Source organism: Paenalicyclobacillus ferrooxydans (assembly GCF_001399675.1).
GTDB classification, from domain to species: Bacteria; Bacillota; Bacilli; order Alicyclobacillales; family Alicyclobacillaceae; genus Alicyclobacillus_B; species Alicyclobacillus_B ferrooxydans.
This window is the reverse complement of record NZ_LJCO01000014.1, coordinates 14,726-35,453: the sequence shown is the minus strand read 5'-3', so window position 1 is coordinate 35,453 and position 20,728 is coordinate 14,726. Positions and strand designations below refer to the sequence as shown.

Genomic DNA, 20,728 nt, shown 5'->3' with positions numbered 1-20,728 from the left:
TATGAGTTCGATTTTATCACATGTGAACTTCAGTTTTGGCAGAGAGAGTGGAAGAGACAAATAGGCTCCGGTACCGTTCATCGACCGCGCCTATTTTGGCACATCCATATCGCACCAAGCACAAGCCTCACAGTTAAATATATTTGAAGGCAACGTTATATATCTTTGAATGTAACCATCCGATTGGTCTTATTATTTTATCTCTTCTGTATTAACTGTGAATTATCTTTCTCATAGTATTTCATCAATGAAGCCTAAACTGCACGAGTAGTTCATTCTGAAGCGCACAGAACATGTTGTAGTACAAAAAGGACACGAGAGAAGGTTGCAGAGCGTCCGCGAGTGGAAACTTGATTGGGCGCCATCCTTGACACCTCCGGTTTGAGGTTCACTAGCCTTGAGGCTCACCCCCCATGTTCCGGAGTTGCGTACCATGCTCAGTGATGATCTTGAATTTGTGATGTGGAAGGGGATGTCATGACAATCGTGATGAGGAGTTGAGCAGCTTCAATGCAAACCTTAAATGCCCGCATTCAAGAACAGTTTTCAAGTCTGTCAAAGGGGCAACAAGACGTTGCTCGATTCGTCCTGAGTGAATCCAAGCTAATTGCGCTCTATCCAGCCAAGAAAGTTGGAGAACTGACAGGTACAAGTGAAACAACCGTGATCCGGTTCTGCTATTCGTTGGGGTATTCGGGTTACAGCGAAATGCAAAACGATATCAGAAAAGAACTGTTGTTTTCCAAACCTGATGCGGACCCAATGAAACAGTACCATACGACAACCAAGGACATTATCGAAGACGCAGACCACATCCGCATGGTCATTCAACAGGACGTCATGGACTTGCAGATGGCGCTTGAAAGAATCGACCTCACGGTGTTTGATAGAGCAGCCGATGCCGTCGTAGGTGCAGAGAAGGTCTTCGTAGCTGGTGTGCGCTTTTCATTTTCTCCAGCGTATTGGCTATGGTACTCCCTCAATTTTTTGCTTGGAAATGTCAACCTGTTTCGAGGTCAGCTCGACGACACCGTTCAACTGATTTCGAAGATCAACCAGGATTCTGTCGTACTCGTCGTATCGCTCCCACGGTATAACGAAGAGACACTGGCGTTTGCAAAAGTTGCAAAGTCAAAAGGAGCCACAGTCATTGCGTTCACAGATTCTGAGATTTCACCGGCGGGACTGCTCGCAGACGTGTGTGTGTTGGCGCCGCAGCCGTCCGTATTCAAGGGAATGGCTGCTGTTTTTTCACTCATGAACGCTTTCGTTACTCATGTAGCCGCTAAAGATTGGCCGCAGGTGCAGCAAAAGTTACTGATTTACGATGAAAATTGGGACTTGTGGCTGGAGCATCGGGAAATGTCGCGAGCTGGAGCGAGCAAAGGGGCCACAGGGCGTCAGCGGCAAAATCAAGACGAAGACGTGGATGCGCCAGACGGAGCCTTCTATGAATAAGAGTTTAACAAGAAGGAGGCCGACAACACGTCAATGCAAAAAGGACAATACGCCGCCTCATCCTCCATTGGAGAGGGGATATATACAGTGGAGTTTCGATGGCTCTGAACCTGTGTATCTGCTGGACGCGAATGGTTTGGAACGAGATTAGCATCTGTGAGAGGGAGGTAACCAGGTGAAGTTAGAACGCGTGATTGTGCGTCATCTCGAAATGAATATGAAATTTCCCTTTACGACCAGCTTTGGAACCCAGCAGCGTAAAGAACTGCTATTGGTAGAGGCTGTCGATGAGGACGGACTCTGTGGATGGGGCGAGTCGGTTGCCATGCTCATTCCTTGGTACAACGAAGAAACCGTTAAAACCAACTGGAATATGCTCGAGGACTACATGATTCCGAAACTAATACAGGACTCCATCGAGCACCCGGACGATGTCTCGGCCAAGCTCTCCTTCATTCGCAAGAACCATATGGCCAAGGCCGCAATAGAAGGCGCAATCTGGGATCTCTACGCGAAAAAACAGCAGGTTCCTCTGGCTCGGGCACTAGGCGGGAGCCGGGACAACATCGAAGTTGGCGTCAGCATTGGCATTCACAAGGACGTGAAGGCACTCATTCAGACCATCCAAGACCACCTCGAGCAAGGCTACAAACGCGTGAAACTCAAAGTGATGCCAGGCAGGGATGTTGAAGTCATCCGCGAGGTTCGCCGACACTTTCCTGATGTACCCTTGATGGTCGACGCCAATTCTGCATACCGCCTCGAAGACACGGACCACTTGAAACAGCTGGATGAATTCAACCTGATGATGATTGAACAGCCACTTGCATCGGACGACATCATCGACCATGCGAAGCTCCAGGCGCAACTTCAAACGCCGATTTGTCTCGATGAGAGCATTCATTCCGTCGATGATGCGCGAAAAGCCATAGATTTGGGCAGCTGCGGCATCATCAACATTAAAATCGGACGCGTCGGGGGGCTCACGGAAGCGAAGAAGATCCATGACTTATGTGCCGAACGCCAGATTCCTGTCTGGTGTGGCGGGATGCTCGAGGCTGGAGTTGGACGTGCGCACAACGTGGCGATTACAACCTTGTCCAACTTTCTGCTGCCAGGCGATACGGCCGCATCATCGCGATACTGGGACGAGGATATCATCGAACCTGAAGTCACTGTGTCAGATGGGTTCATTGCAGTCCCTGATGCACCAGGTATTGGGTACGAGGTCAATCGGGAGAAAGTGGACCGATACACGCTGTCGAGCAAGGTTTACAGACGACCGGCTGATTTCTCATGAAGAGATGGCGGCTTGGCAGGAAGGCCGAGCTGTGACAGAACGCTGAGTCGTTTGGCCGGGAAAGTCAGCAGCACCGGGAAGAAGCAGTTTGAGGAGGGATTTAATGGACAGGCCGGATTTAACGCAGATTGTCATGGATCTGCACTCAGACATTCCGCTCGACATTGTCGTTCGGCGACAGCACGGGGAGCGCCAAGTGTTTCGCAATCGCCATTACACTCGACTGTGGACCAGTGGTACCAGAGTGATGGTTGCAGCCCTTTGGACGGAGCCCGAGTATCGGGACACGAGCGGCATCCGACTGATGCAACAGCTGACCTCGCTCTTAGCGGATGTTCGAGAATGCAGCGATGTCGTTCAACTTGTCACGAATCGGGATGAACTGGAAAGTGCACTCGCATCACGGAAAGTCGCTTTGTGTTTGGCTGTGGAAGGGATGACGTTCGTTGAGACCTGGCCCTTGTCAGACCTCTCACCATGCTCACAGCCAGGAGGACTCAGCGAAGATGGACTGTTACGTGAAAAGTACGACCAGTCGATGGCGTTGCTAGAGGCTGTCGGATCAAGGGATGCGATTCTTGTCTGGGGAGACGCGAATGCCCTCGCAACTGGGCCCGATCCGCTGTCCGGAAAGATGCAGGAGAACAAGGGCCTGACATCGTTTGGGAGGTTTGTGGTCAAAGACCTCGAATCGCGGGGGATGGTTGTCGACATCTCGCATTTGGATGATGAATCGGCGGATGGAGTGTTGGAATCCACTTCAGGGTGTGTTATCGCCTCTCACTCCAATGCTCGCGCCCTTTGCGACGTTCCGAGAAATCTTCCAGACAGACACATCCGAGCGATTGGCCAGCGCGGGGGCATTGTTGGGATCAACGCGTATGCAGGCTTTTTGACGGGGAATGAAGCTGCCGTTGATAACTTCGTCGACCACATTGTTCACGTAGCTAATTTAATAGGAACGAATGGTGTTGGATTTGGGTTTGACTTCCTCGATTACCTGGATGAGTCTCCGAGTCATCTCGTCACCCAGGGCCTCGAGGGTGTACACGACGTTCCACGTCTCTTGGAGCGCATGCAACAACGCGGGTTCACAGATGTTGAAATAGACCAGATAGCCTATCAAAATGCGCTACGTATCATGTTTTAACAAATACATTCACTATGGAGGAATAAAGATGGCTCAAAACTTAGTAGACTTTGAAGCAGCAGCTCAGAAAGTCCTGGCCGCTTATGACGTGCCGGGGGTAATCGTGGCAGTCGCAAGAGATGGGGAACCGGTATCTTTTCAGCCGTTTGGTTACCGGGATCGGGAACAGCAACTTGAACTGGACAAGGACACGGTATTTGGCATCGGATCGGTCACAAAATCCTTCACCGCGGTTGCAATCATGCAGTTGGAGGAAGCAGGACTGTTGTCCGTCGATGACCCCGTGGTGAAGCACCTGCCGGAGTTTCGCCTCGCGAATACCGATGTGTCAGGCATCACCATTCACCACTTACTGACTCATTCAGCAGGCCTGCCGCCACTGGGAACGTTGTACGCAGCGATGCTGGATTCGATACGGGAAGACCCGGATACCCCCAAAGAGCCGTTCGAAAAGTTAGAGCCGATTCGAACCTATGGTGAGTTCTTTGAGTTTGTCGCTGCACAGGACGTGAAGCTGCTTGGGGAGCCAGGACGTTACTTCAGTTACTCCAATGACGGGTTTGCCGTTTTGGGTGCTGTCGTTGAAAAGGTCTCTGGGAAACCCTATGAAACATTTGTAGAGGAAAATATCTTGCAACCGGCAGGAATGCTGAACAGTGGGTTTGACCATCGGGTGTTGCAAGAACGAACGAACGTCGCGATGATTTATGGGGTCCGGGAAGATGGAGAGGAAGTCTATGCATCTCCAACGTGGTGGGAGTCGAAGGTCATGAGTGCCGCAGGCTTCCTGAAGTCAACGGCCTCGGATATGCTGCGATATGCGGAACTATTCCGCACCGGAGGACTCGTAGGGGACGTGCGACTGCTTTCTGAGGACAGTGTGACACAAATCCTGACACCACACGTTGAATGTGGCCCTGATTGGTTCTACGGTTACGGGATGATGATTACCCCGGACTTTCACGGTGTGCTGGTGGCTGAGCATGGCGGTAACATCAAAGGGGCATCTGCTTATCTGACAGTGATTCCTGAACATGCGCTAACCAGTGTGATGCTCTCGAACCTGGTAACCACGCCGTGCGGTGATGTCCTGCGGGATGCTCTCAATCTCGAAATGGGCCTGCCGCTGGGAACCAAACGGGTGGACCTCACACCACGGCCGACAGATGGCGTGGATTTGCAGGAGTACGCTGGACAATACGTTTCCGAGGAAGGGGCCGCTGTGACCTTCCGCGTGGAGGACAACGCACTCGTTGCTGAGTTTCAGGGGAAGACATACCCTGTCTCCGCAGTCGGGGAGGCGGACACATTTACGTTCCGCGTGAAAGAGATGGATTTGACACATAAGTTCTTGCGTGATGCGAGTGACGAGGTCAATGCGGTACATCTTGGATTCCGCGTTATCAGGAAGGTCCCTGCCGCAGAACCCTCCGCTGCGGAAGATTCCGGAGAGTTCGCCGCGGGGGTTTAACTCTGGTAAACCCAATAAGACAGCTACCTGAGACGACGGGTAACCCGTTTCACAGGTAGCTGTTTACTGTTTTTCTGGTTACTTGTTCGAAGCGCCTATGGGTTCCCAATAATACAAAAATCAAACAAAATCAATGGATTGTTTTGAAGATTTTATCTCATGTCAATATATGCTATCGAATGAACAGTTGAATTTGTGTTAAAGTGCATGTCACAATCAGAATACAAAAGCAGTTTAAGGGGGGGGAGAAAAGTCTTCTCGGCTGTCTCAGATGCAGAGGTCATGACAAATCCACGATTCTAAAATTCGCTAGCACGAGGAGGAAGACAATGCAAAATCAAGACGGCCTTCTGAAAAAACGGATGGGCTTTTGGTCTCTTACCGCTGCGTCTCTCGGTGGCGTTATCGGATCCGGCTGGTTGTTTGGATCTATGTATGCTGCTCAAGCTGCAGGCCCTGAGTCCATTGTGACCTGGATCATCGGAGGCATCACACTGGCTTTGGTTGCGTTGGTCTTTATTGAAATGGCTATCGTCAAACCGGAATCTGGCGGTTTAGTGCGGTATCCCATGTATACGAACGGCTCACTGGTCGCATCGATGGTCGGCTGGGGGATTTGGCTCGGCTACGCGGCAAACCCGCCAACAGAGGCTTCCGGCATTATTCAATATCTGAGTAAGTTTCTGCCAGGAGTTTACGCGAACTCACATTTGACAGGTCTCGGCATGGTTTTTGCCATTATACTCATGATTGTGTTTGTCGGAGTGAACTACTTTGGCGTTCATATTTTTGCAAAGGCAAACTTGATTGTGACGACCTTGAAGTTTGTGGTCCCGACCTTGACGCTCGTAATGTTTTTCATGTCCGGTTTTCATCCTTCAAATTTTACGAGCCATGGTTTTGCGCCAAACGGCTGGGCGGCGGGGTTATCGGCCATTGCGACAGCAGGTATTGTGTTCGCTTACACGGGCTTCCGTGCAGCAATTGACCTCGCTGGTGAAGCTACGAATCCTGTGCGCGATGTGCCGCGTGCAGTGATTACAGCTATCATCATTGCCATGATTCTCTACATCGGTCTGGAAGTCGCGTTTGTCGGCGGCGTGCCTGCAAGCGCCCTGAAAAACGGCTGGCACGGAGTCAACTTCAACTCTCCGTACGCGGACCTTGCCTTAACCATGAACCTCACTTGGTTGTACTGGATGATTATTGCGGACTCGGTTGTGTCTCCGGCGGGATCGAGCTTTGTGTACACAGCAAGTAACTCTCGCGTGGTGTACGGTCTTGCGAAGAACCGGTTTTTCCCAACGTATTTCGCGAAGGTTAACGAGAAATGGGGCATCCCGACCCGTGCCTTGATGCTGAACTTCGTGGTTGGTCTGTTATTCCTGGTTCCGCTGAAAAGTTGGCATAGTATCATTGAAATCACAGGCGCCCTTGGCATTTACACCTATTCCGCGGGGGCAGTGTCCGTGCTCGTGTTCCGCAGACTCGGCATCACGACAGATGACAAGAAGATTAAGGGCATGAATGTGATTGCGCCGCTTGGGTTTGTCATCGGATCGCTCATCGTGTACTGGGCTGGCTGGAACACATTGAAAGCGACCATCCCACTGCTTGCGGTTGGTTTTGTCCTCTATTTGATTAGCTACTTTGTCAACCGGGATTCTGTCCGTTCCATTTTCGGCGGTCTCTGGCTGCTGGTTTATCTAGTAGCGATGTTTGTGCTTTCGTATATCGGGACGTTTGGCGGAATCAAGGCGATTCCTGCACCGTGGGATTCGATTGTTGTGGCAGTGGTATGTCTTGTGATTTACTACTGGGCCGTCAAGTCCGGAGAGAACTATATGAGAAAAGCTGAACCGGGTACTGAAGTGCATACTGCAAATGGGGAGTCATTCTATGTGTGAAATGCTGTATCTCAGAAAAAATGAACCATTTATGCTGGCGGAAGTCCTTCCTTACGCGCTGGTACTCGATCGCTTTGGGTTGACCGGTTTCGGCTGGGGCGTTGCATGGGTAAAGGATGGGCAGATGACGCACTACCGAAGTGAACTGAGCTTGGCAGAAGACCGCCACGGTCAGATTCAACTTGGAGACGTCGAAGCGGATGCGTGCTTATTCCACCTTCGTCGGCCATCGTTTTTGTCCACTATTGCTGTCCGCAACACCCAGCCCTATTTGAAAGACGAAGCATTCGCATTCGGCCACAATGGCTACTTGGCTGACAGCACGAAGTGGAGAGACGAACTGAAGGAACTCCTGGTGGGTGAGTCTGACAGTGAGATTGGCTTTGTCAAGTACCAGGGGTATCTCGCTGCCGGGTACTCGCGAGTGGATGCGCTGAAAAAGACCGTGGATGACACTCTCGGGGATGGGACCGCGAACGTGATCGCGATGCATAAAGACGGCAGCGCAGTCGCGACGGGGAGAAACCATATGAACCGGTTGTGGCAATTTCGCGGGCTCGGGTTTGAAGGGGTTGTCACAGAGGTTCACAGCCCGGATGGAACGCTGTTTCAGAAGTTTTTCCCGTGGATGGATGGCCTAAAGCAGATTACAGGTGCGGTAGAAGTCGCCAGCCAACCAATGGTTGCCACAAATACAGACTGACAACAGATGAACCCGTTGCACGGGGGCCGCACTCATCTTCATGTGTGGTCCCCGTTTCATTTCAAGGGAAGTCAGTCGGTCTCGTGTGCGTCATGGTCTGCACCTTTGCACTTCTGCATCCGGTTGCGCCAAGTTGCTCTTTTAGGAGTTCGCAAAATGCGCAATCAGTTTTTCCCACACGACTTCCGGTTTCTCAATGTGTGGCGAATGGCCGGTTCCCTCGACAACAAATTCCTCGTAACGGCCTCCGTTGTTTCGGTATTGATCGAGTACGTGTCGTGTTTGTGAGACCATCGGCTGCGGCGGAAATACATCGACTCCCGGCCACTCTGGTACGAATCCGAACTGCCCCAAGGTTCCGAGGTCCATCAGGGAGGTGTCGGACACCATCTGAGGGCGGGGTTATTGCAACACATCGAGCAAAATCTTGCCTGTACTTTGGCGACTTTCCATCCATCGATGTGCTTTAGCAGCATCGTGCAGGGCAAATCGTTCGCCGATGTTCATCTTTACGGTTCCCTGCGCAAGCAGGCGAAGGACATCCTGTGCAGTATCTTGAAGGGCCTGAGGGCGCTTTCGGAGGGTGGTGCCAAGACTGTATCCAAGTACCGAACGGCACGAGGAGTGAAGGTCGGTGGTCAGGATTTTTCCGCCTTCTCCGCTTGGGTTGCTGAAATTGACGAGTCTGCCGTAGTCGGCGAGGCAGTTCATACTCTTTTCTGACACCCAGCTGCCGATAGAGTCGAGAACGAGATCGACACCCTGTCCATTCGTCAACTCACGCACCGATTCATCAAACGTATCGCTGTAACAAATGACGACATCGGCACCGGCTTCACGTGCTGCGGTGATTTTTTCGGGGCTGCTCACCGTTCCAATGATGCGCCCCGCTCCGAGGGCTTTGGCCATTTGGATGACTGTTGTTCCAATCCCGCCTGCTGCCGCGTGCACGAGCACTGTTTCCGAAGGAGCGAGCCGACCGACTTCTGTTAAAAGCTTGTACGAGGTGAAGGCCACCGTCGGGCATGCGGCTGCTTCGCTAAAGTTCAGACTATCCGGCAGTGCAAAGGTTAACTGCTCGGATGCAACGGCATACTCGGCGTACGATCCGCTGTTCGGAAACGCAATGACCCTTTGACCCACAGTAAAACCTGTTACATCCGATCCGATGGCTTCGACGGTTCCTGCCACATCAAGACCTGGTATAAAGGGCGGCTTTGCCCCGTTGTGGTAGTTGCCGTACCTTGCCTTAATATCGGCGAAATTGACGCTCGTGGACTTGACGCGAATCAGGACCTCGCGGGCTCCTGCAGCAGGTATCGACACATCCTGATACTGCAGCACCTCAGGTGCCCCGAACTCAGAAACGACGATGGCTTTCATCATGAACCTCCTTGCTTACAGCTTCGTTGTTTCTTGATTCAAGGTAGATGACAAAACCGGAGATAACAAAACCGGAACAAAATAGATAAAAGAGACTCGAAAGCGTTTTCAAATATCACTTGTCTAGATGCAGAGCTTTTGTGTATCTTTGTATTTGCATTAAGTATAGCAAAGAGTCTGTTTACTTAAGCAGTAAACCGACGACAGCAATCTGGATGTGTACCAGGGACAGCCCCAAGCAGTTGCTGAAATAGGTGCGCAGCGCGTCGAGAATTTTGGGGGCCACTTCCTGGATTGGATAACCCATTTTTGTCTTGAGACGAAGCTGGACAGATGGAATGTCGCCAATATCAACTGTGACCTTCTCTACCTGGACCGGGTAATCCTGTTCCGCCAAAAGATACAAAATGGAGTCACGAATGGCGCGCGGATGAATATGAATGGCCCCACCTGCAAAAGGCGGGTTGACAATCGTCCGTGCGAGGGAACCCTGTAACTCGACAGGAACACCTCGCTTTGAAGCACCCTGTTCTGTACGGCCCCGTCCGGAGTGGTGTTCAGTTTTCGCTGGACTCGCTTGTACTTTTTCAGATTCCAGCCACCTGTCTCTGTGAAAGCGAATGCGTGCAAGCAAACGGCCCATCGGTGTTTCTTCGATTTTGGTTTCGTTGATAGGGATGGCGTGCATGCCGTATTGACGCAGATTTTGGGCCAGGTTGATCTCTTCTGCGCCTATCATCTCTTCGATGGGAATAAAGGTAACATTCGCCCCATCAAGTTCTAGGTTCTCACAGATTATCCGGATCATCTTCTTGGACGTTCCGATGATTAAAAGCCGACTCTCTCGAGGCAATCGGCTAAGTGCCTGACTGACTTGGGCCTTGTGAGCCGGGTCTGTGAAAATCGCGCGTTTGACTGCAGCCATTTTGGTTTTTTCGAATTTCGCCGATTCACCTGCAATAATATGACCATGCCAAATCAGCAAGCCGTCATCGATAATCCAGTCTGCGTCGACTTCCTCTGCAATATACTGAGCCATATAGCTTTTTCCTGATCCGCTTGGGCCAAATAAGCCGTATATCTGCATGAGCAAGCCTCCAAGACCTTGACTGTAGAATCATCGGATATGGCATTTGGTTATCACCGTGCGCGTGACGTCAACGAGAGCATTATAACATTTGGACCTCGTGGGTGGTCGGAGCGGTCAGAAGGATTTTGATAGACTGAATCGAATGTAACTCACTTGCAGATGGACCCACAATGTCGTGAAAGGGTGAATCAGATGGCGTTTCGCGAGTTTCCATCGCTCTTTGAACAACCCGAGTTTGGTCAGTCGTTGCCTGTGCAAATCTCCGAGCAAATTGCGCGTCAGATTTTTGAAGGTGAGTATGTCACAGGTCAGCGTCTGAAGGAAGAAGAGTTGGCAAAGGTGTTCCATACCAGCCGTGCTCCGGTACGGGAGGCTCTTTACCTGTTACAACTCGAAGGCCTGGTCGAACGGCTGCCTCGACGAGGGACAGTGGTCCGTGCCTATGAGGAAAAGGAAGTCCATGAATTGTACGACGTTCGGATTGGCCTTGAGTGTCTGGCCATAGACCAGTTGCAAAAGGCTTGGAATGACACTTGCAGCCAAAAGTTTCGGCGTGTGCTGGAACGGATGGAAGTGGCCTTGAGTGAGGCGAATTCGGATGAGTACGCAGAACTGAATGACGTGTTCCATCAGTTGCTGTTTGAACTGGGTAAAAACCAGATTTTGTGGCGGATTTACCATCAGTTGAACAACGTCTTTATCATCCTGCTCCAGGCTTCGACCCAAGAAGCGCACGATATGCGTACATCATACGAAGAGCACAAGGGAATCGTCGATGCAATGGAAGTGGGGGACTTTGTTCTGGCCAAAGAGCGTTTGGTCAACAATGTAACGCACGGGAAGGACCGAGCTTTGCAAGCCCGCGAGCAGACAAGCGACGGAGCATGATGCACCGTGGCAACCGAGTCTGTCATGACCTTATCACCTGCGGATAAAGGGCAAGCACATGAATGACAGAGCTTGCGTAAAGATACCGATAAAATCAATGTTCAGAGTATTGACGCTAAAATATAACATTGAGATAATGTCTACGTTGATTGTCGACAATCTACATGGAGGTGATGAAATGCGAGTCGTGGTGAGTCGCTTGGAAGAGAGCAGCATGCGTTTGCAAACCTCGGGACGGATTGGGATTGTCACTTTCGACAGACCGGATCGACGAAATGCGTTGACGCAAAGCATGTGGAAGCAACTGGAGGACTGGTGCACCAATCTGCCTGCAAAAGTGGAATTATTCATTCTGCGTGGAAGTGGACGGGATTTTACAGCAGGGAGTGACATCAAGGAATTTGCAACCCTGACCGGACCACAGGCCAACCTGGCGTTTGAGCAGATGGAACGGGCCATTCATGCAGTGGAAAGCCTCAAGATTCCTACGATTGCTGTCGTCAACGGACCTGCGTTTGGAGCTGGCTTCGTACTCACGCTGGCATGCGATCTACGGATAGGGTCGGAGCACGCCAGTTTCGGGATGCCCGTCGGTAAACTCGGCATTACACTGCAACCGCCGTTCATCCGGCGCATGATCAATCACCTTGGTCCAAGCCGTACCAAGGAAATGGTCTACACGGCAAAACGGTATGACGCTGAGACTGCGCTTCGCCTCGGGTTGCTCAATGAGCTTGTGACTGAAGATGAACTGGACGAAAGGGCTTTCGCGATTGCGCGGTCAATCCTCGGCCAGTCAAAAGCATCGATGTCGGCGGTCAAAGAGAGTGTACGGTCAGTGCTCACAGAGACCCATCCGAAAGTTGGAGATTGGGTAGACGAAGCTGATTTTGTGGAAGGTGTCAGTGCCTTTAATGAAAAGCGCATCGCGCGCTTCCGATAGAAACCCTATTGACTGAACGGACTTTTTTGGTAACAATGATTGAATGTTTCTATTAGTCTGTATGTATGCGTTTACAATTTTGCTTGGGCAGTTGTGACGGTGACGCGCTTTATGTACGAGACACCAGGGGAAGGAGTGTATCACTCTGAAACATCTTAGCGACTTGGTCATTGTGGATTTGACGAGGATTTTGAGTGGACCTTACTGCACCATGTACTTTGCAGACATGGGAGCAAATGTGATTAAAGTCGAGCCGCCTGGGGGCGACGATACTAGGACTTGGGGACCGCCGTTTATCAATGGGGAGAGCAGCTATTTCCTCAGTGTGAACCGAAACAAGCGCAGTATCGTGCTCGACCTGAAGTCAGAGGAAGGAAAAACAGCGTTACGAGGGTTGATTGAAAAAGCCGATGTGGTGGTTGAAAATTTCAAACCCGGAACGCTGGACAGGCTTGGGTTTAGTTTTGCGGAACTGCAGAAAATCAAGTCGGATATTATCCTGGCATCGATCTCTGGTTTTGGCCAAACTGGCCCCTATCGAACCACACCGGGATATGACTTGATAGCACAGGGCATGAGCGGCTTTATGTCTGTCACGGGGGATCCCGGTGGACATCCACTGAAGGGCGGGTATTCGCTGGCCGATGTCGGTACCGGTATGTGGGCTATCATTGGTATTTTGACGGCGCTGCATCAGCGGGCACTCACCGGAAAAGGGCAGTGGGTTGACGTATCGTTGCTTGAAACGATGCTCTCGTGGCAGACCTACCAGGCAGGGAACTTCTTTGCGACAGGAAACAACCCGAGACCGCTCGGAAACATGCACCCCAACATTTGCCCCTATCAATCTTTCCCGGCCATGGATGGACACTTTAACCTCGCTGTCGGAAATGACAAGCTATGGGCCAAGTGCTGTGACGTGATTGGAAGAGCGGAGCTTACGAACGACCCACGATTTGCAACCAATCCAGACAGAGTCTCAAATCGAGACGAGCTGATTCCGATTCTGGAGTCTGAGTTTTCCAAGCATACTGTCCGCGAATGGGTTGTACGATTTACTGAAGCGAATATCCCCTGCGGACCCATCAATCGCTTTTCTGATATCTATGCCGACCCCGCGATTCAGGAGCGGCAGATGGTCATCGAGGCGGAGCATCCTCGAGCTGATGTGATCCAGATGGTAGCAACGCCCATAAAATACCACGGCGTCTCTGACGATGACGAGTCAGTATCGCCGCCGCCTTTGCTTGGGGAACACAGTGAAGAAATACTCCATGAGTTTCAACTCGACGCAACCGCATTGACCAAATCTGTAAAAATTCACACTGCGGATTGACGAAGGTCACATGAAGTTTTCCTGAAGGAGGTGACCGTACCTGGTTGTATGACAACCAAGCAGGACCAGGTTTTACCACATGCAGCAAGATACCCAAATGTGATTTGAATATTTTCAATAGCGCTTGAAGAGTTAATAAAAGGAGATGAAAAAATAGTATGAGTGTTCCGATGTCTACACGGACGGATTTCCAACCGAAATCCAAACTGAACCGTCACCAAATCAATGGATTTTGGGCGGCGTGGTTTGGATGGATGCTTGACGGTATGGACTCTGTCATTTACGCGTTAGTTCTCGCCCCGGCGATGAAAGAGTTATTGCCGCGCTCCGGCATTGCAGCTACGGCTGGAAACATTGGTTTTGGTGGATCCATCATGTTTGCCTTATTCCTCATCGGGTGGGGCTTATCATTCCTGTGGGGACCGATTGCAGACAAGTTTGGTCGTGCGAAAGCTCTGATGGCAACGATTCTTGTTTACGCACTCTTTACATTCCTTAGTGCTTTTGCTCAGAACATCTGGGAGTTGGCTGTATTCCGCCTCCTTGCCGGCGTCGGTATTGGCGGTGAATGGTCCATGGCAGGAACCTTTGTTTCGGAATCATGGCCAGAGGACAGGCGGAAAATGGGTGCCGGTTACCTGCAAACAGGTTACTACGCTGGATTCTTTCTCGCTGCTGCACTCAATTACACGGTGGGTGCGCACTTCGGTTGGCGCCCGATGTTCATGTTCGGACTCGTTCCTGCCCTTGTGTCATTCTGGGTGTTAGTGGGTGTCAAAGAGCCGGATAAGTGGAAGAAAGCTGTGAAGGCTGCAGAGCGTAAAGCGCAAAAACGCAAGACATTGGCTGCATTGTTTACACCCGAGTACCGTAAACGTACCTGGATCAACTCGATTCTCCTGACAGTTGCCATCATTGGGTTGTGGGCTGGTACAGTGTATGAGCCGACTGCAATTATTGACCTGGCAAAGAAGGCTGGCATGTCAGCGACCGGAGCCGTTCATATGTCTTCGATTGGAACTGGTATCCTGTCGATAGGTACTATCCTTGGTTGTATTGCACTCCCGCCGCTTGCTGAGCGCATCGGACGGAAGAAAGCGCTTGCTGTTTACTTTGCGATTATGGTCGTCGCCATTGTGCTGTCGTTTGGTTGGGCGTTCTACCTGTCCCACGGTTTGGCACCGTTCATTGTGGTCCTGTTCTTCCTTGGTTTTGGCGGTGGAAACTTTGCAATGTTTAGCCTTTGGCTGCCAGAGCAATACCGCACTGAGGTGCGCGCATCCGCCTTTGCATTTACAACATCAATTGGCCGCTTCGTCGGTGCTGCCGTCACATTCCTGATTGGAGCGATGGTAAAGGGCATGGGAACGCTGGGTACGCCGGTGGCGTTAACCGCAATTGCCTTTATCATTGGACTGCTGGTCATTCCTGCAGCGCTTGAGACAAAGGGCGACGTCTTGCCAGACTAATCCGTTCTCTTCGAGCTGACAAAGAACGCAGGGACCCGTTCCCCCTGCGTTCTTTTGGCTGTTTCGCCACCCTCCATACGAGGGACGGTGAGCGATTCTTAAGGAACTGCTGGTGTGCATAAAGCGGCATTCTAGACAGGCGGTACAATCTGTTGTTCATTGACAGGCATTACAATTTATACAACCAACTTATACAACCAACTTATAGAACCAACTGATACAAGACTTATACAACCAACGGAAGGTGTGAATCTCATGTCTGTGAAACGTTACTTTCCCTACTGTAATGACCTGAGAGATTCTTTTTTTGACCGGTACGCAAAACTGACACAAGAGCAATTGGAGTGGCAAGCGACAGGTTCAAAAAACTCCATCGGTTTCTCACTGCGCCACGTTGCGCAATCAGAAGACTGGTTCATACATTATGTGATTCAGAATGTTGAGGTTCCCCTGAAACGGAAAGCAGAACTGCCAACAATTCAAGAGATCCTTGACTACCTCCATTACACACGCAGTCAGACGCTGCAACTTCTAGATACCATGGACGAGGCACAGCTAGAGTCCGTTCGCACGCTGGGGGAGGGGTTTCGCGGTAAGCCGCGCACAACGACGGTTCACTGGATCCTTCACCGTGTGTTTGAACACGAGGCTTACCACTATGGTCAAGTAAACTTGCTCATGCGTCAGATGGGGTTGGAACCTCCGCAAATGTAACGTGATTTGGTTTGCTACATTCTCCCCGGCCGGTGGCCAGTCGAGAGATTCAACGAAACCAAAGTGACGTCCCTGGTGTGCGGTGCGAGCAGTGCACATCATGCGAGGAACGTCCTTTTTTGTTGTGCACACCTGTGGGACTTTCAAAAATGCTAAATGATGGATTCGGTCGACGAATAGGTGCAAACTGGGAACAAGCACACCCAATTAACTACACTTGATGTATAAGTGTGAATAATTTAAATAATTTAATTATCTAATGACTGGGATAATGTCCTGTGATATAGTACGTAATAGGTATGACCACTTGGGTAGGTTAGGCACGAATTTGATGACGTTTCCGTGACTTCCGCTCCACATCGCAAGACTGGTAAGTGGCCATTTGTTGTTGCAAAGGAGGTGGTTTGTCCCGTCTGTCACAGTTGGGCCGTGGGGTAACGCCGCTGTACCATACTGAAAACGCCTTCAGTGAGATGAAGGGAGGTATTTTTGTGAAAAGGTCTATCACTGCCTGGGTAGTTACGGTCATTGTCATCCTCTTGCTCTATCTTGGAGCAGTAGCACTGTTCGCCAATCGGATCCATCCGACGATCCTTGGGATGCCATTCTTGTACGCTTGGTACGTGCTCGTTCCGCTCTTAAATCCCGTAGCGTTGGGGTTACTGTACATCTACGACCGACGGCATAATCCGCAAAACGATCCGATTCACTGGACGGAGGGGAGCTAAATGAATACCGCTTTAGTTCTTGGTGTCAGTTTGGTTGTTGTTTTCCTTGTGGCGTTGCTAGGGGTGTTTCTTGGCAGGGGAAGGAATAAGGACATCGAGGGCTGGTTGGTCAGTGGACGAAAGATGGGTTCCTTTCTCGTTTGGTTTCTCCTCGGCAGCGAAATCTACACGGCGTTTACATTCGAAGGACTGGCGGGGTATGCCTACAAGAACGGATCGGCTGCCTTTTATAATGTCGCATTGAATGACGTTGCGTACGCAATCGGCTTCCTCGTCTTGCCGACCATTTGGATCATTGGCAAGCGCTTTGGTTATGTCACGCAGTCAGACTTTGTTGCAGGTCGCTATCAAAGTAAGCCGCTCGGCGTGTTTGTTGCTTTGACAAGTGCCATCATTATGATTGCGTACATTGATTTGAACATCACTGGTCTTGAGGCCGTCATCAAGGTGATAGGTCATGGTGCGATTAGCACCACCTGGTCTGAAGTCCTTGGCTTCCTGATTCTGGCCTTGGCTGTGTTCTTCGGTGGTATTCAGGGCAATGCCATTCAGGCTGCCATTAAGGATATCCTGATGTTTATCGCAATTGGTGTCATGTTTTTCGTGATCCCGTTCCATTACTTCGGGTCTTTCGGACACATGTACGGCAGTTTCATCAAGCAGATTCCAAGCCATCTGACGTTGCCAGGCGTTTCAAAGCACCTTGGCGTGATGTGGCTCATCACGACGGTCCTCTTGAACGGGGTTGGGCAGTGGATGTGGCCGCAGTGGTTCGGTGTTGCCTTTACCGCTAAAAATCCCCGCACACTCAAACTGCAGTCTGTCTTTATGCCGTTCTATCAGTTAGTGAAAGTCGCCGTCATCACAATTGGCCTGAGTGCTGTCGTTATCCTCGGCTTCTCGAAACATATCAATGGGAACAACGTGGTGATGATGCTCGCGGTGAAGACGTTCCCTGAATGGTTTGTGGTTCTCTTTACCATCGCTGCGATGCTCTCCGCAATCATCCCTGCCGGGCCGATCATTATGACCTCTAGCAGCTTGATTGCGAAAAACGTGGTGCAAGCGCTTAAACCTACCACAACGGAGAAGTCTATGTACACATTGACGCGGGTGCTGGTCTTTCCGCTCACGATTATTGCATTGTTTCTGACCATCGTCGCACCGTCACTCATCGTGCAGATTCTTCTTGTAGCGTACGACTTTATATCCCAGTTGTTCCCGGCTGTCATCGTTGGGGGGTTATTCTGGCGTCGTGCCACCAAACAAGGGGTCCTTACAGGCATCATCACGGGGTGGGTGATAGCCGCCGTCTTGGTGTTGACCAAGAACGATCCGTTCCATGGTATCAATGCTGGCTTGGTGGCTTTGGTTGCGAACCTCATCGTCTTTACGGTAGTAAGCTACTTGACCCAGCCAGTTTCGGCAGATTACCTGGATACATTCTTTGAACATGCTTTTCCACGAACCAAACTGCCTCGAGGTAATAGAGGTCCACAGTTGCCGATATCAGAATAAATGAAAATAAGAGAATGATTTGTATTGATCTTCAATCTGGGCTGGCATACAATGAAATCAAGTGGTAATACCACATACTTATTACTTCTATTTCGGAGGGGTGTCGCATGCATAAGTTCCTCATCCATAAGCAAGGGGACTTTGTCGGAGTCGCCACGCGGGACATCGAAGCAAATGAAACGGTGACAGGCGTTTTCATGGATGACAATTCAACTGTTGAAGTGGTTGCAAGGCAGGGCGTTCCGCTTGGACACAAGATTGCTTTGCAAAACCTCAACTACGGTGCGGACGTGGTTGAATACGGTCAGGTCATCGGTTACGCAAGCACTGACTGGGCACGCGGCGACTATGTTCATACACACAATCTGAAGAGTAAGAGGTGGTAAGCATGCAGAAAACGGTGATGGGTTATCGGCGCCCAAACGGCGCAGTAGGGATTCGCAATCACGTCGTGGTTATTCCGGTCGATGATATCTCAAACGCCGCGGTAGAAGCCGTTGCCAGCAAAATCCCAGGAACGCTTGCACTGCCTCATCCTTACGGCCGTTTACAATATGGCAAAGACTTGGAACTGCATTTTCGCACACTCATTGGAACAGGATGCAATGCAAACGTCGCTGCTGCCATCGTGATCGGTATCGAAGCCAATTGGACGAAGAAAATTGCGGATGGCATCGCAGAGACGGGCAAACCCGTTGCGTGGTTCAGCATCGAGGGTCAGGGCGAGTTAGAGACGGTTCGGCAAGCGTGCTGGAAGGCGCAGGAGTTCGTCCAATACGCGACTGAACTACAGCGCGAACCAGTTCCCGTTTCCGACATGATTATCAGCATCAAATGCGGTGAGTCAGACACCACCACAGGTCTTGCCTCCTGTCCGACGGTAGGAAGGGTCGTTGACGAGCTGATTGAGATGGGCGCAACCGTCCTGTTTGGTGAAACCTCCGAACTGACAGGCGGCGAACACTTGATTGCGGAGCGCTGTGCAACGCCTGACGTTCGTGAACGGTTCCTGAAAACCTATCACGACTATGTATCTTTTATCGAGAAACAGGATGCAGATCTTCTCGGTTCGCAGCCAACGCAAGGGAATATAGCAGGCGGGCTGAGCACGATTGAAGAAAAGGCCATGGGGAACATCGAGAAAACCGGTACGAAGCCAGTGGTCGATGTGCTCGAACCTGCGCAGGCACCGACCGTTAAAGGCTTAAACTTTATGGATACATCTTCTGCAGCAGCGGAGTGCGTGACGCTGATGGCTGCAGCGGGTGCAGTCCTTCACTTCTTCCCGACTGGACAAGGGAACATTGTCGGAAACCCGATTGAACCGGTCGTGAAATTAACAGGCAATCCAAAAACGGCACATTCTATGAAGGAACACATCGACGTCGATGTGAGTGGCTTGTTGTCTTACGAAATTAATCTCTCGCAAGCTTCGGAGCAGCTTGCCGAGGTCATGGTTCGCACCATGAACGGCCGCGCTACGATGGCGGAGGCGCTCGGTCACCGTGAGTTTGTCTTAACAAAGCTGTATCCCAGTGCGTAAGAAGACAGGTTTCGGATCGGGGAGGGCTTGTGATGTCAGGCGTCATGTATTCAGTAGACGACTTGCTCCAGCTGGCGACGGCGTGTTTCCAAGCGGCCGGAGTTCCCGATGAGGACGCGAGATGGACTGCACAGGTACTCGTTCGTGCAGACTTGCAGGGGACAGCCACACACGGGCTGTCCCGGCTCTCCGCCTATGTGTCAGGCATTTGCAACGGGAAGATCAAACCGCGGACAGAGATGAAAATCGATGAGACGGGCCCTGTGACGGCTGTCATTGACGCAGATCAGGGACTCGGACCTGTCGTTGCAAAGGCGGCTATGGAAACGGCCCTGGATAAAGCCAAGGTTGCGGGAGTCGGTATTACAGCTGTACGGAATGGAAATCACGCGGGTGCGATGTCGACGTACACGGAACTCGCTGCCAGCCGCGGATGTATCGGCTTCGCGATGACAAACGCGCAACCTGCAATTCCACCTTGGGGTGGACGGAAAGCCTATTTTGGAACGAATCCAATTGCACTCGCCGCACCACAGAAAGACGGCCAACCTGTATCCATTGATTTAGCAACCAGTGTTGCTGCCCGCGGGAATATCATTATGGCCGCCAAGAAGAACGAGCCCATTCCGGAAGGATGGGCAATTGATGCAAACGGTGCCCCTACAACCGATCCGTCAGCCGCTCTCAAGGGCGCGGTGCTTCCGATGGCAGGACCGAAAGGATACAGTTTGGCTTTGATGGTAGAAATTCTCAGCGGGCTTTTGTCGGGGGGGAATTTTGGGTATAATGTGGGTTCAATCTATGACGAAGGAACGGCCCCTCCAGGAACGGCCATGTTCTTCATGGCACTGAATCCGGAGTTCTTCATTGGGCAAGGCACTTTTGAGACCCGCGTCTCTCAGTTAGTTGCGGAAGTCACCTCAGTGCCGCTTGCGTCCGGATATGAACGGATCCGCATACCCGGGGAACGGCGACAAGAGCTGGAAAATGAACGAAGGTTGCATGGGGTTCCTATCACATCTGAGACCGAAGAGGAATTGCGGCAAATCTGCAAGAAATATGCTATAGCTATGCCAAAGTCTTTTAAACCAACATCATCGGTTGCATACTAGATGATAGAGTGACGT

The 20,728-nt window shown here is 51.1% G+C and carries 19 protein-coding genes; 16 read left to right on the top strand and 3 right to left on the bottom strand.

Annotated features, from left to right (window positions below; genetic code table 11):
* Positions 1–510: 510 nt before the first annotated feature.
* The 6 genes from AN477_RS03665 (at position 511) to AN477_RS03640 (ending at position 7,989) form a co-directional block, all read left to right on the top strand.
* Complete coding sequence (locus AN477_RS03665) at positions 511–1,458, top strand: MurR/RpiR family transcriptional regulator (protein ID WP_054967825.1); 948 nt, start codon at positions 511–513, stop codon at positions 1,456–1,458.
* A 175-nt stretch (positions 1,459–1,633) separates the two neighbouring features.
* Entirely contained in the window at positions 1,634–2,758 is a 1,125-nt protein-coding gene (gene menC / locus AN477_RS03660; protein ID WP_083485924.1) for an o-succinylbenzoate synthase, read from the top strand.
* Positions 2,759–2,861: 103 nt separating this feature from the next.
* Positions 2,862–3,908 carry a dipeptidase gene (locus tag AN477_RS03655; RefSeq protein WP_054967824.1) on the top strand — a complete coding sequence of 349 codons (1,047 nt, stop codon included), beginning with the start codon at positions 2,862–2,864 and terminating at the stop codon, positions 3,906–3,908.
* Positions 3,909–3,936: 28 nt separating this feature from the next.
* Positions 3,937–5,379: a serine hydrolase domain-containing protein gene (locus AN477_RS03650; RefSeq protein WP_054967823.1), complete on the top strand. Its 1,443-nt coding sequence runs from the start codon at positions 3,937–3,939 to the stop codon at positions 5,377–5,379.
* A gap of 329 nt (positions 5,380–5,708) precedes the next feature.
* On the top strand, positions 5,709–7,286 hold the full coding sequence (locus AN477_RS03645) for an APC family permease (RefSeq protein ID WP_054967822.1): 1,578 nt from the start codon (positions 5,709–5,711) through the stop codon (positions 7,284–7,286).
* Positions 7,279–7,989, top strand: coding sequence for a class II glutamine amidotransferase (locus AN477_RS03640; protein WP_054967821.1), 711 nt, complete (start codon positions 7,279–7,281; stop codon positions 7,987–7,989). Before AN477_RS03645 ends, AN477_RS03640 begins: the two co-directional genes overlap by 8 nt.
* A gap of 141 nt (positions 7,990–8,130) precedes the next feature.
* Here the strand turns inward: AN477_RS03640 and AN477_RS03635 are convergent, their stop codons facing one another.
* The 3 genes from AN477_RS03635 to AN477_RS03625 form a co-directional block, all read right to left on the bottom strand.
* The gene (locus AN477_RS03635) at positions 8,131–8,358 is read right to left on the bottom strand and encodes an alpha/beta fold hydrolase (protein WP_054967820.1); all 228 of its coding nucleotides are present in this window, start codon (positions 8,356–8,358) and stop codon (positions 8,131–8,133) included.
* Positions 8,359–8,391: 33 nt separating this feature from the next.
* Positions 8,392–9,372, bottom strand: coding sequence for a quinone oxidoreductase family protein (locus AN477_RS03630; protein WP_054967819.1), 981 nt, complete (start codon positions 9,370–9,372; stop codon positions 8,392–8,394).
* Positions 9,373–9,553: 181 nt separating this feature from the next.
* A complete protein-coding gene (locus tag AN477_RS03625) occupies positions 9,554–10,459 on the bottom strand; it encodes an ATP-binding protein (RefSeq protein ID WP_054967818.1) in 906 nt (301 codons plus the stop codon).
* Between the two features lie 195 nt (positions 10,460–10,654).
* Between AN477_RS03625 and AN477_RS03620 the strand changes: the two genes are divergently transcribed.
* The 10 genes from AN477_RS03620 (at position 10,655) to AN477_RS03575 (ending at position 20,713) form a co-directional block, all read left to right on the top strand.
* Positions 10,655–11,350 (top strand): GntR family transcriptional regulator, encoded by a 696-nt coding sequence (locus tag AN477_RS03620; RefSeq protein WP_054967817.1) that lies wholly within the window; start codon positions 10,655–10,657, stop codon positions 11,348–11,350.
* Between the two features lie 178 nt (positions 11,351–11,528).
* Complete coding sequence (locus AN477_RS03615; RefSeq protein WP_054967816.1) at positions 11,529–12,293, top strand: enoyl-CoA hydratase/isomerase family protein; 765 nt, start codon at positions 11,529–11,531, stop codon at positions 12,291–12,293.
* Positions 12,294–12,456: 163 nt separating this feature from the next.
* Complete coding sequence (locus AN477_RS03610; protein ID WP_281176311.1) at positions 12,457–13,629, top strand: CaiB/BaiF CoA transferase family protein; 1,173 nt, start codon at positions 12,457–12,459, stop codon at positions 13,627–13,629.
* A gap of 158 nt (positions 13,630–13,787) precedes the next feature.
* Complete coding sequence (locus tag AN477_RS03605) at positions 13,788–15,098, top strand: MFS transporter (protein ID WP_211265946.1); 1,311 nt, start codon at positions 13,788–13,790, stop codon at positions 15,096–15,098.
* Positions 15,099–15,353: 255 nt separating this feature from the next.
* Complete coding sequence (locus tag AN477_RS03600) at positions 15,354–15,812, top strand: DinB family protein (RefSeq protein ID WP_054967814.1); 459 nt, start codon at positions 15,354–15,356, stop codon at positions 15,810–15,812.
* Positions 15,813–16,303: 491 nt separating this feature from the next.
* Positions 16,304–16,540: a DUF3311 domain-containing protein gene (locus AN477_RS03595; protein ID WP_211265945.1), complete on the top strand. Its 237-nt coding sequence runs from the start codon at positions 16,304–16,306 to the stop codon at positions 16,538–16,540.
* Entirely contained in the window at positions 16,541–18,058 is a 1,518-nt protein-coding gene (locus AN477_RS03590) for a sodium:solute symporter family protein (RefSeq protein ID WP_054967813.1), read from the top strand.
* 107 nt (positions 18,059–18,165) lie between these two features.
* Positions 18,166–18,444: a UxaA family hydrolase gene (locus tag AN477_RS03585; RefSeq protein ID WP_054967812.1), complete on the top strand. Its 279-nt coding sequence runs from the start codon at positions 18,166–18,168 to the stop codon at positions 18,442–18,444.
* 2 nt (positions 18,445–18,446) lie between these two features.
* Positions 18,447–19,601, top strand: coding sequence for a UxaA family hydrolase (locus AN477_RS03580; RefSeq protein ID WP_054967811.1), 1,155 nt, complete (start codon positions 18,447–18,449; stop codon positions 19,599–19,601).
* Positions 19,602–19,633: 32 nt separating this feature from the next.
* Positions 19,634–20,713 carry an Ldh family oxidoreductase gene (locus AN477_RS03575; protein WP_054967810.1) on the top strand — a complete coding sequence of 360 codons (1,080 nt, stop codon included), beginning with the start codon at positions 19,634–19,636 and terminating at the stop codon, positions 20,711–20,713.
* Positions 20,714–20,728 lie beyond the last annotated feature (15 nt).

Excerpts from the sequence above, each read along its gene's own strand:
- AN477_RS03665 (WP_054967825.1), top strand. The coding sequence starts at position 511 with ATGCAAACCTTAAATGCCCGCATTCAAGAACAGTTTTCAAGTCTGTCA.
- AN477_RS03655 (WP_054967824.1), top strand. The coding sequence starts at position 2,862 with ATGGACAGGCCGGATTTAACGCAGATTGTCATGGATCTGCACTCAGAC.
- AN477_RS03650 (WP_054967823.1), top strand. The coding sequence starts at position 3,937 with ATGGCTCAAAACTTAGTAGACTTTGAAGCAGCAGCTCAGAAAGTCCTG.
- AN477_RS03645 (WP_054967822.1), top strand. The coding sequence starts at position 5,709 with ATGCAAAATCAAGACGGCCTTCTGAAAAAACGGATGGGCTTTTGGTCT.
- AN477_RS03640 (WP_054967821.1), top strand. The coding sequence starts at position 7,279 with ATGTGTGAAATGCTGTATCTCAGAAAAAATGAACCATTTATGCTGGCG.
- AN477_RS03635 (WP_054967820.1), bottom strand. The coding sequence starts at position 8,358 with ATGGACCTCGGAACCTTGGGGCAGTTCGGATTCGTACCAGAGTGGCCG.
- AN477_RS03630 (WP_054967819.1), bottom strand. The coding sequence starts at position 9,372 with ATGAAAGCCATCGTCGTTTCTGAGTTCGGGGCACCTGAGGTGCTGCAG.
- AN477_RS03625 (WP_054967818.1), bottom strand. The coding sequence starts at position 10,459 with ATGCAGATATACGGCTTATTTGGCCCAAGCGGATCAGGAAAAAGCTAT.
- AN477_RS03620 (WP_054967817.1), top strand. The coding sequence starts at position 10,655 with ATGGCGTTTCGCGAGTTTCCATCGCTCTTTGAACAACCCGAGTTTGGT.
- AN477_RS03615 (WP_054967816.1), top strand. The coding sequence starts at position 11,529 with ATGCGAGTCGTGGTGAGTCGCTTGGAAGAGAGCAGCATGCGTTTGCAA.
- AN477_RS03605 (WP_211265946.1), top strand. The coding sequence starts at position 13,788 with ATGAGTGTTCCGATGTCTACACGGACGGATTTCCAACCGAAATCCAAA.
- AN477_RS03600 (WP_054967814.1), top strand. The coding sequence starts at position 15,354 with ATGTCTGTGAAACGTTACTTTCCCTACTGTAATGACCTGAGAGATTCT.
- AN477_RS03590 (WP_054967813.1), top strand. The coding sequence starts at position 16,541 with ATGAATACCGCTTTAGTTCTTGGTGTCAGTTTGGTTGTTGTTTTCCTT.
- AN477_RS03585 (WP_054967812.1), top strand. The coding sequence starts at position 18,166 with ATGCATAAGTTCCTCATCCATAAGCAAGGGGACTTTGTCGGAGTCGCC.
- AN477_RS03580 (WP_054967811.1), top strand. The coding sequence starts at position 18,447 with ATGCAGAAAACGGTGATGGGTTATCGGCGCCCAAACGGCGCAGTAGGG.
- AN477_RS03575 (WP_054967810.1), top strand. The coding sequence starts at position 19,634 with ATGTCAGGCGTCATGTATTCAGTAGACGACTTGCTCCAGCTGGCGACG.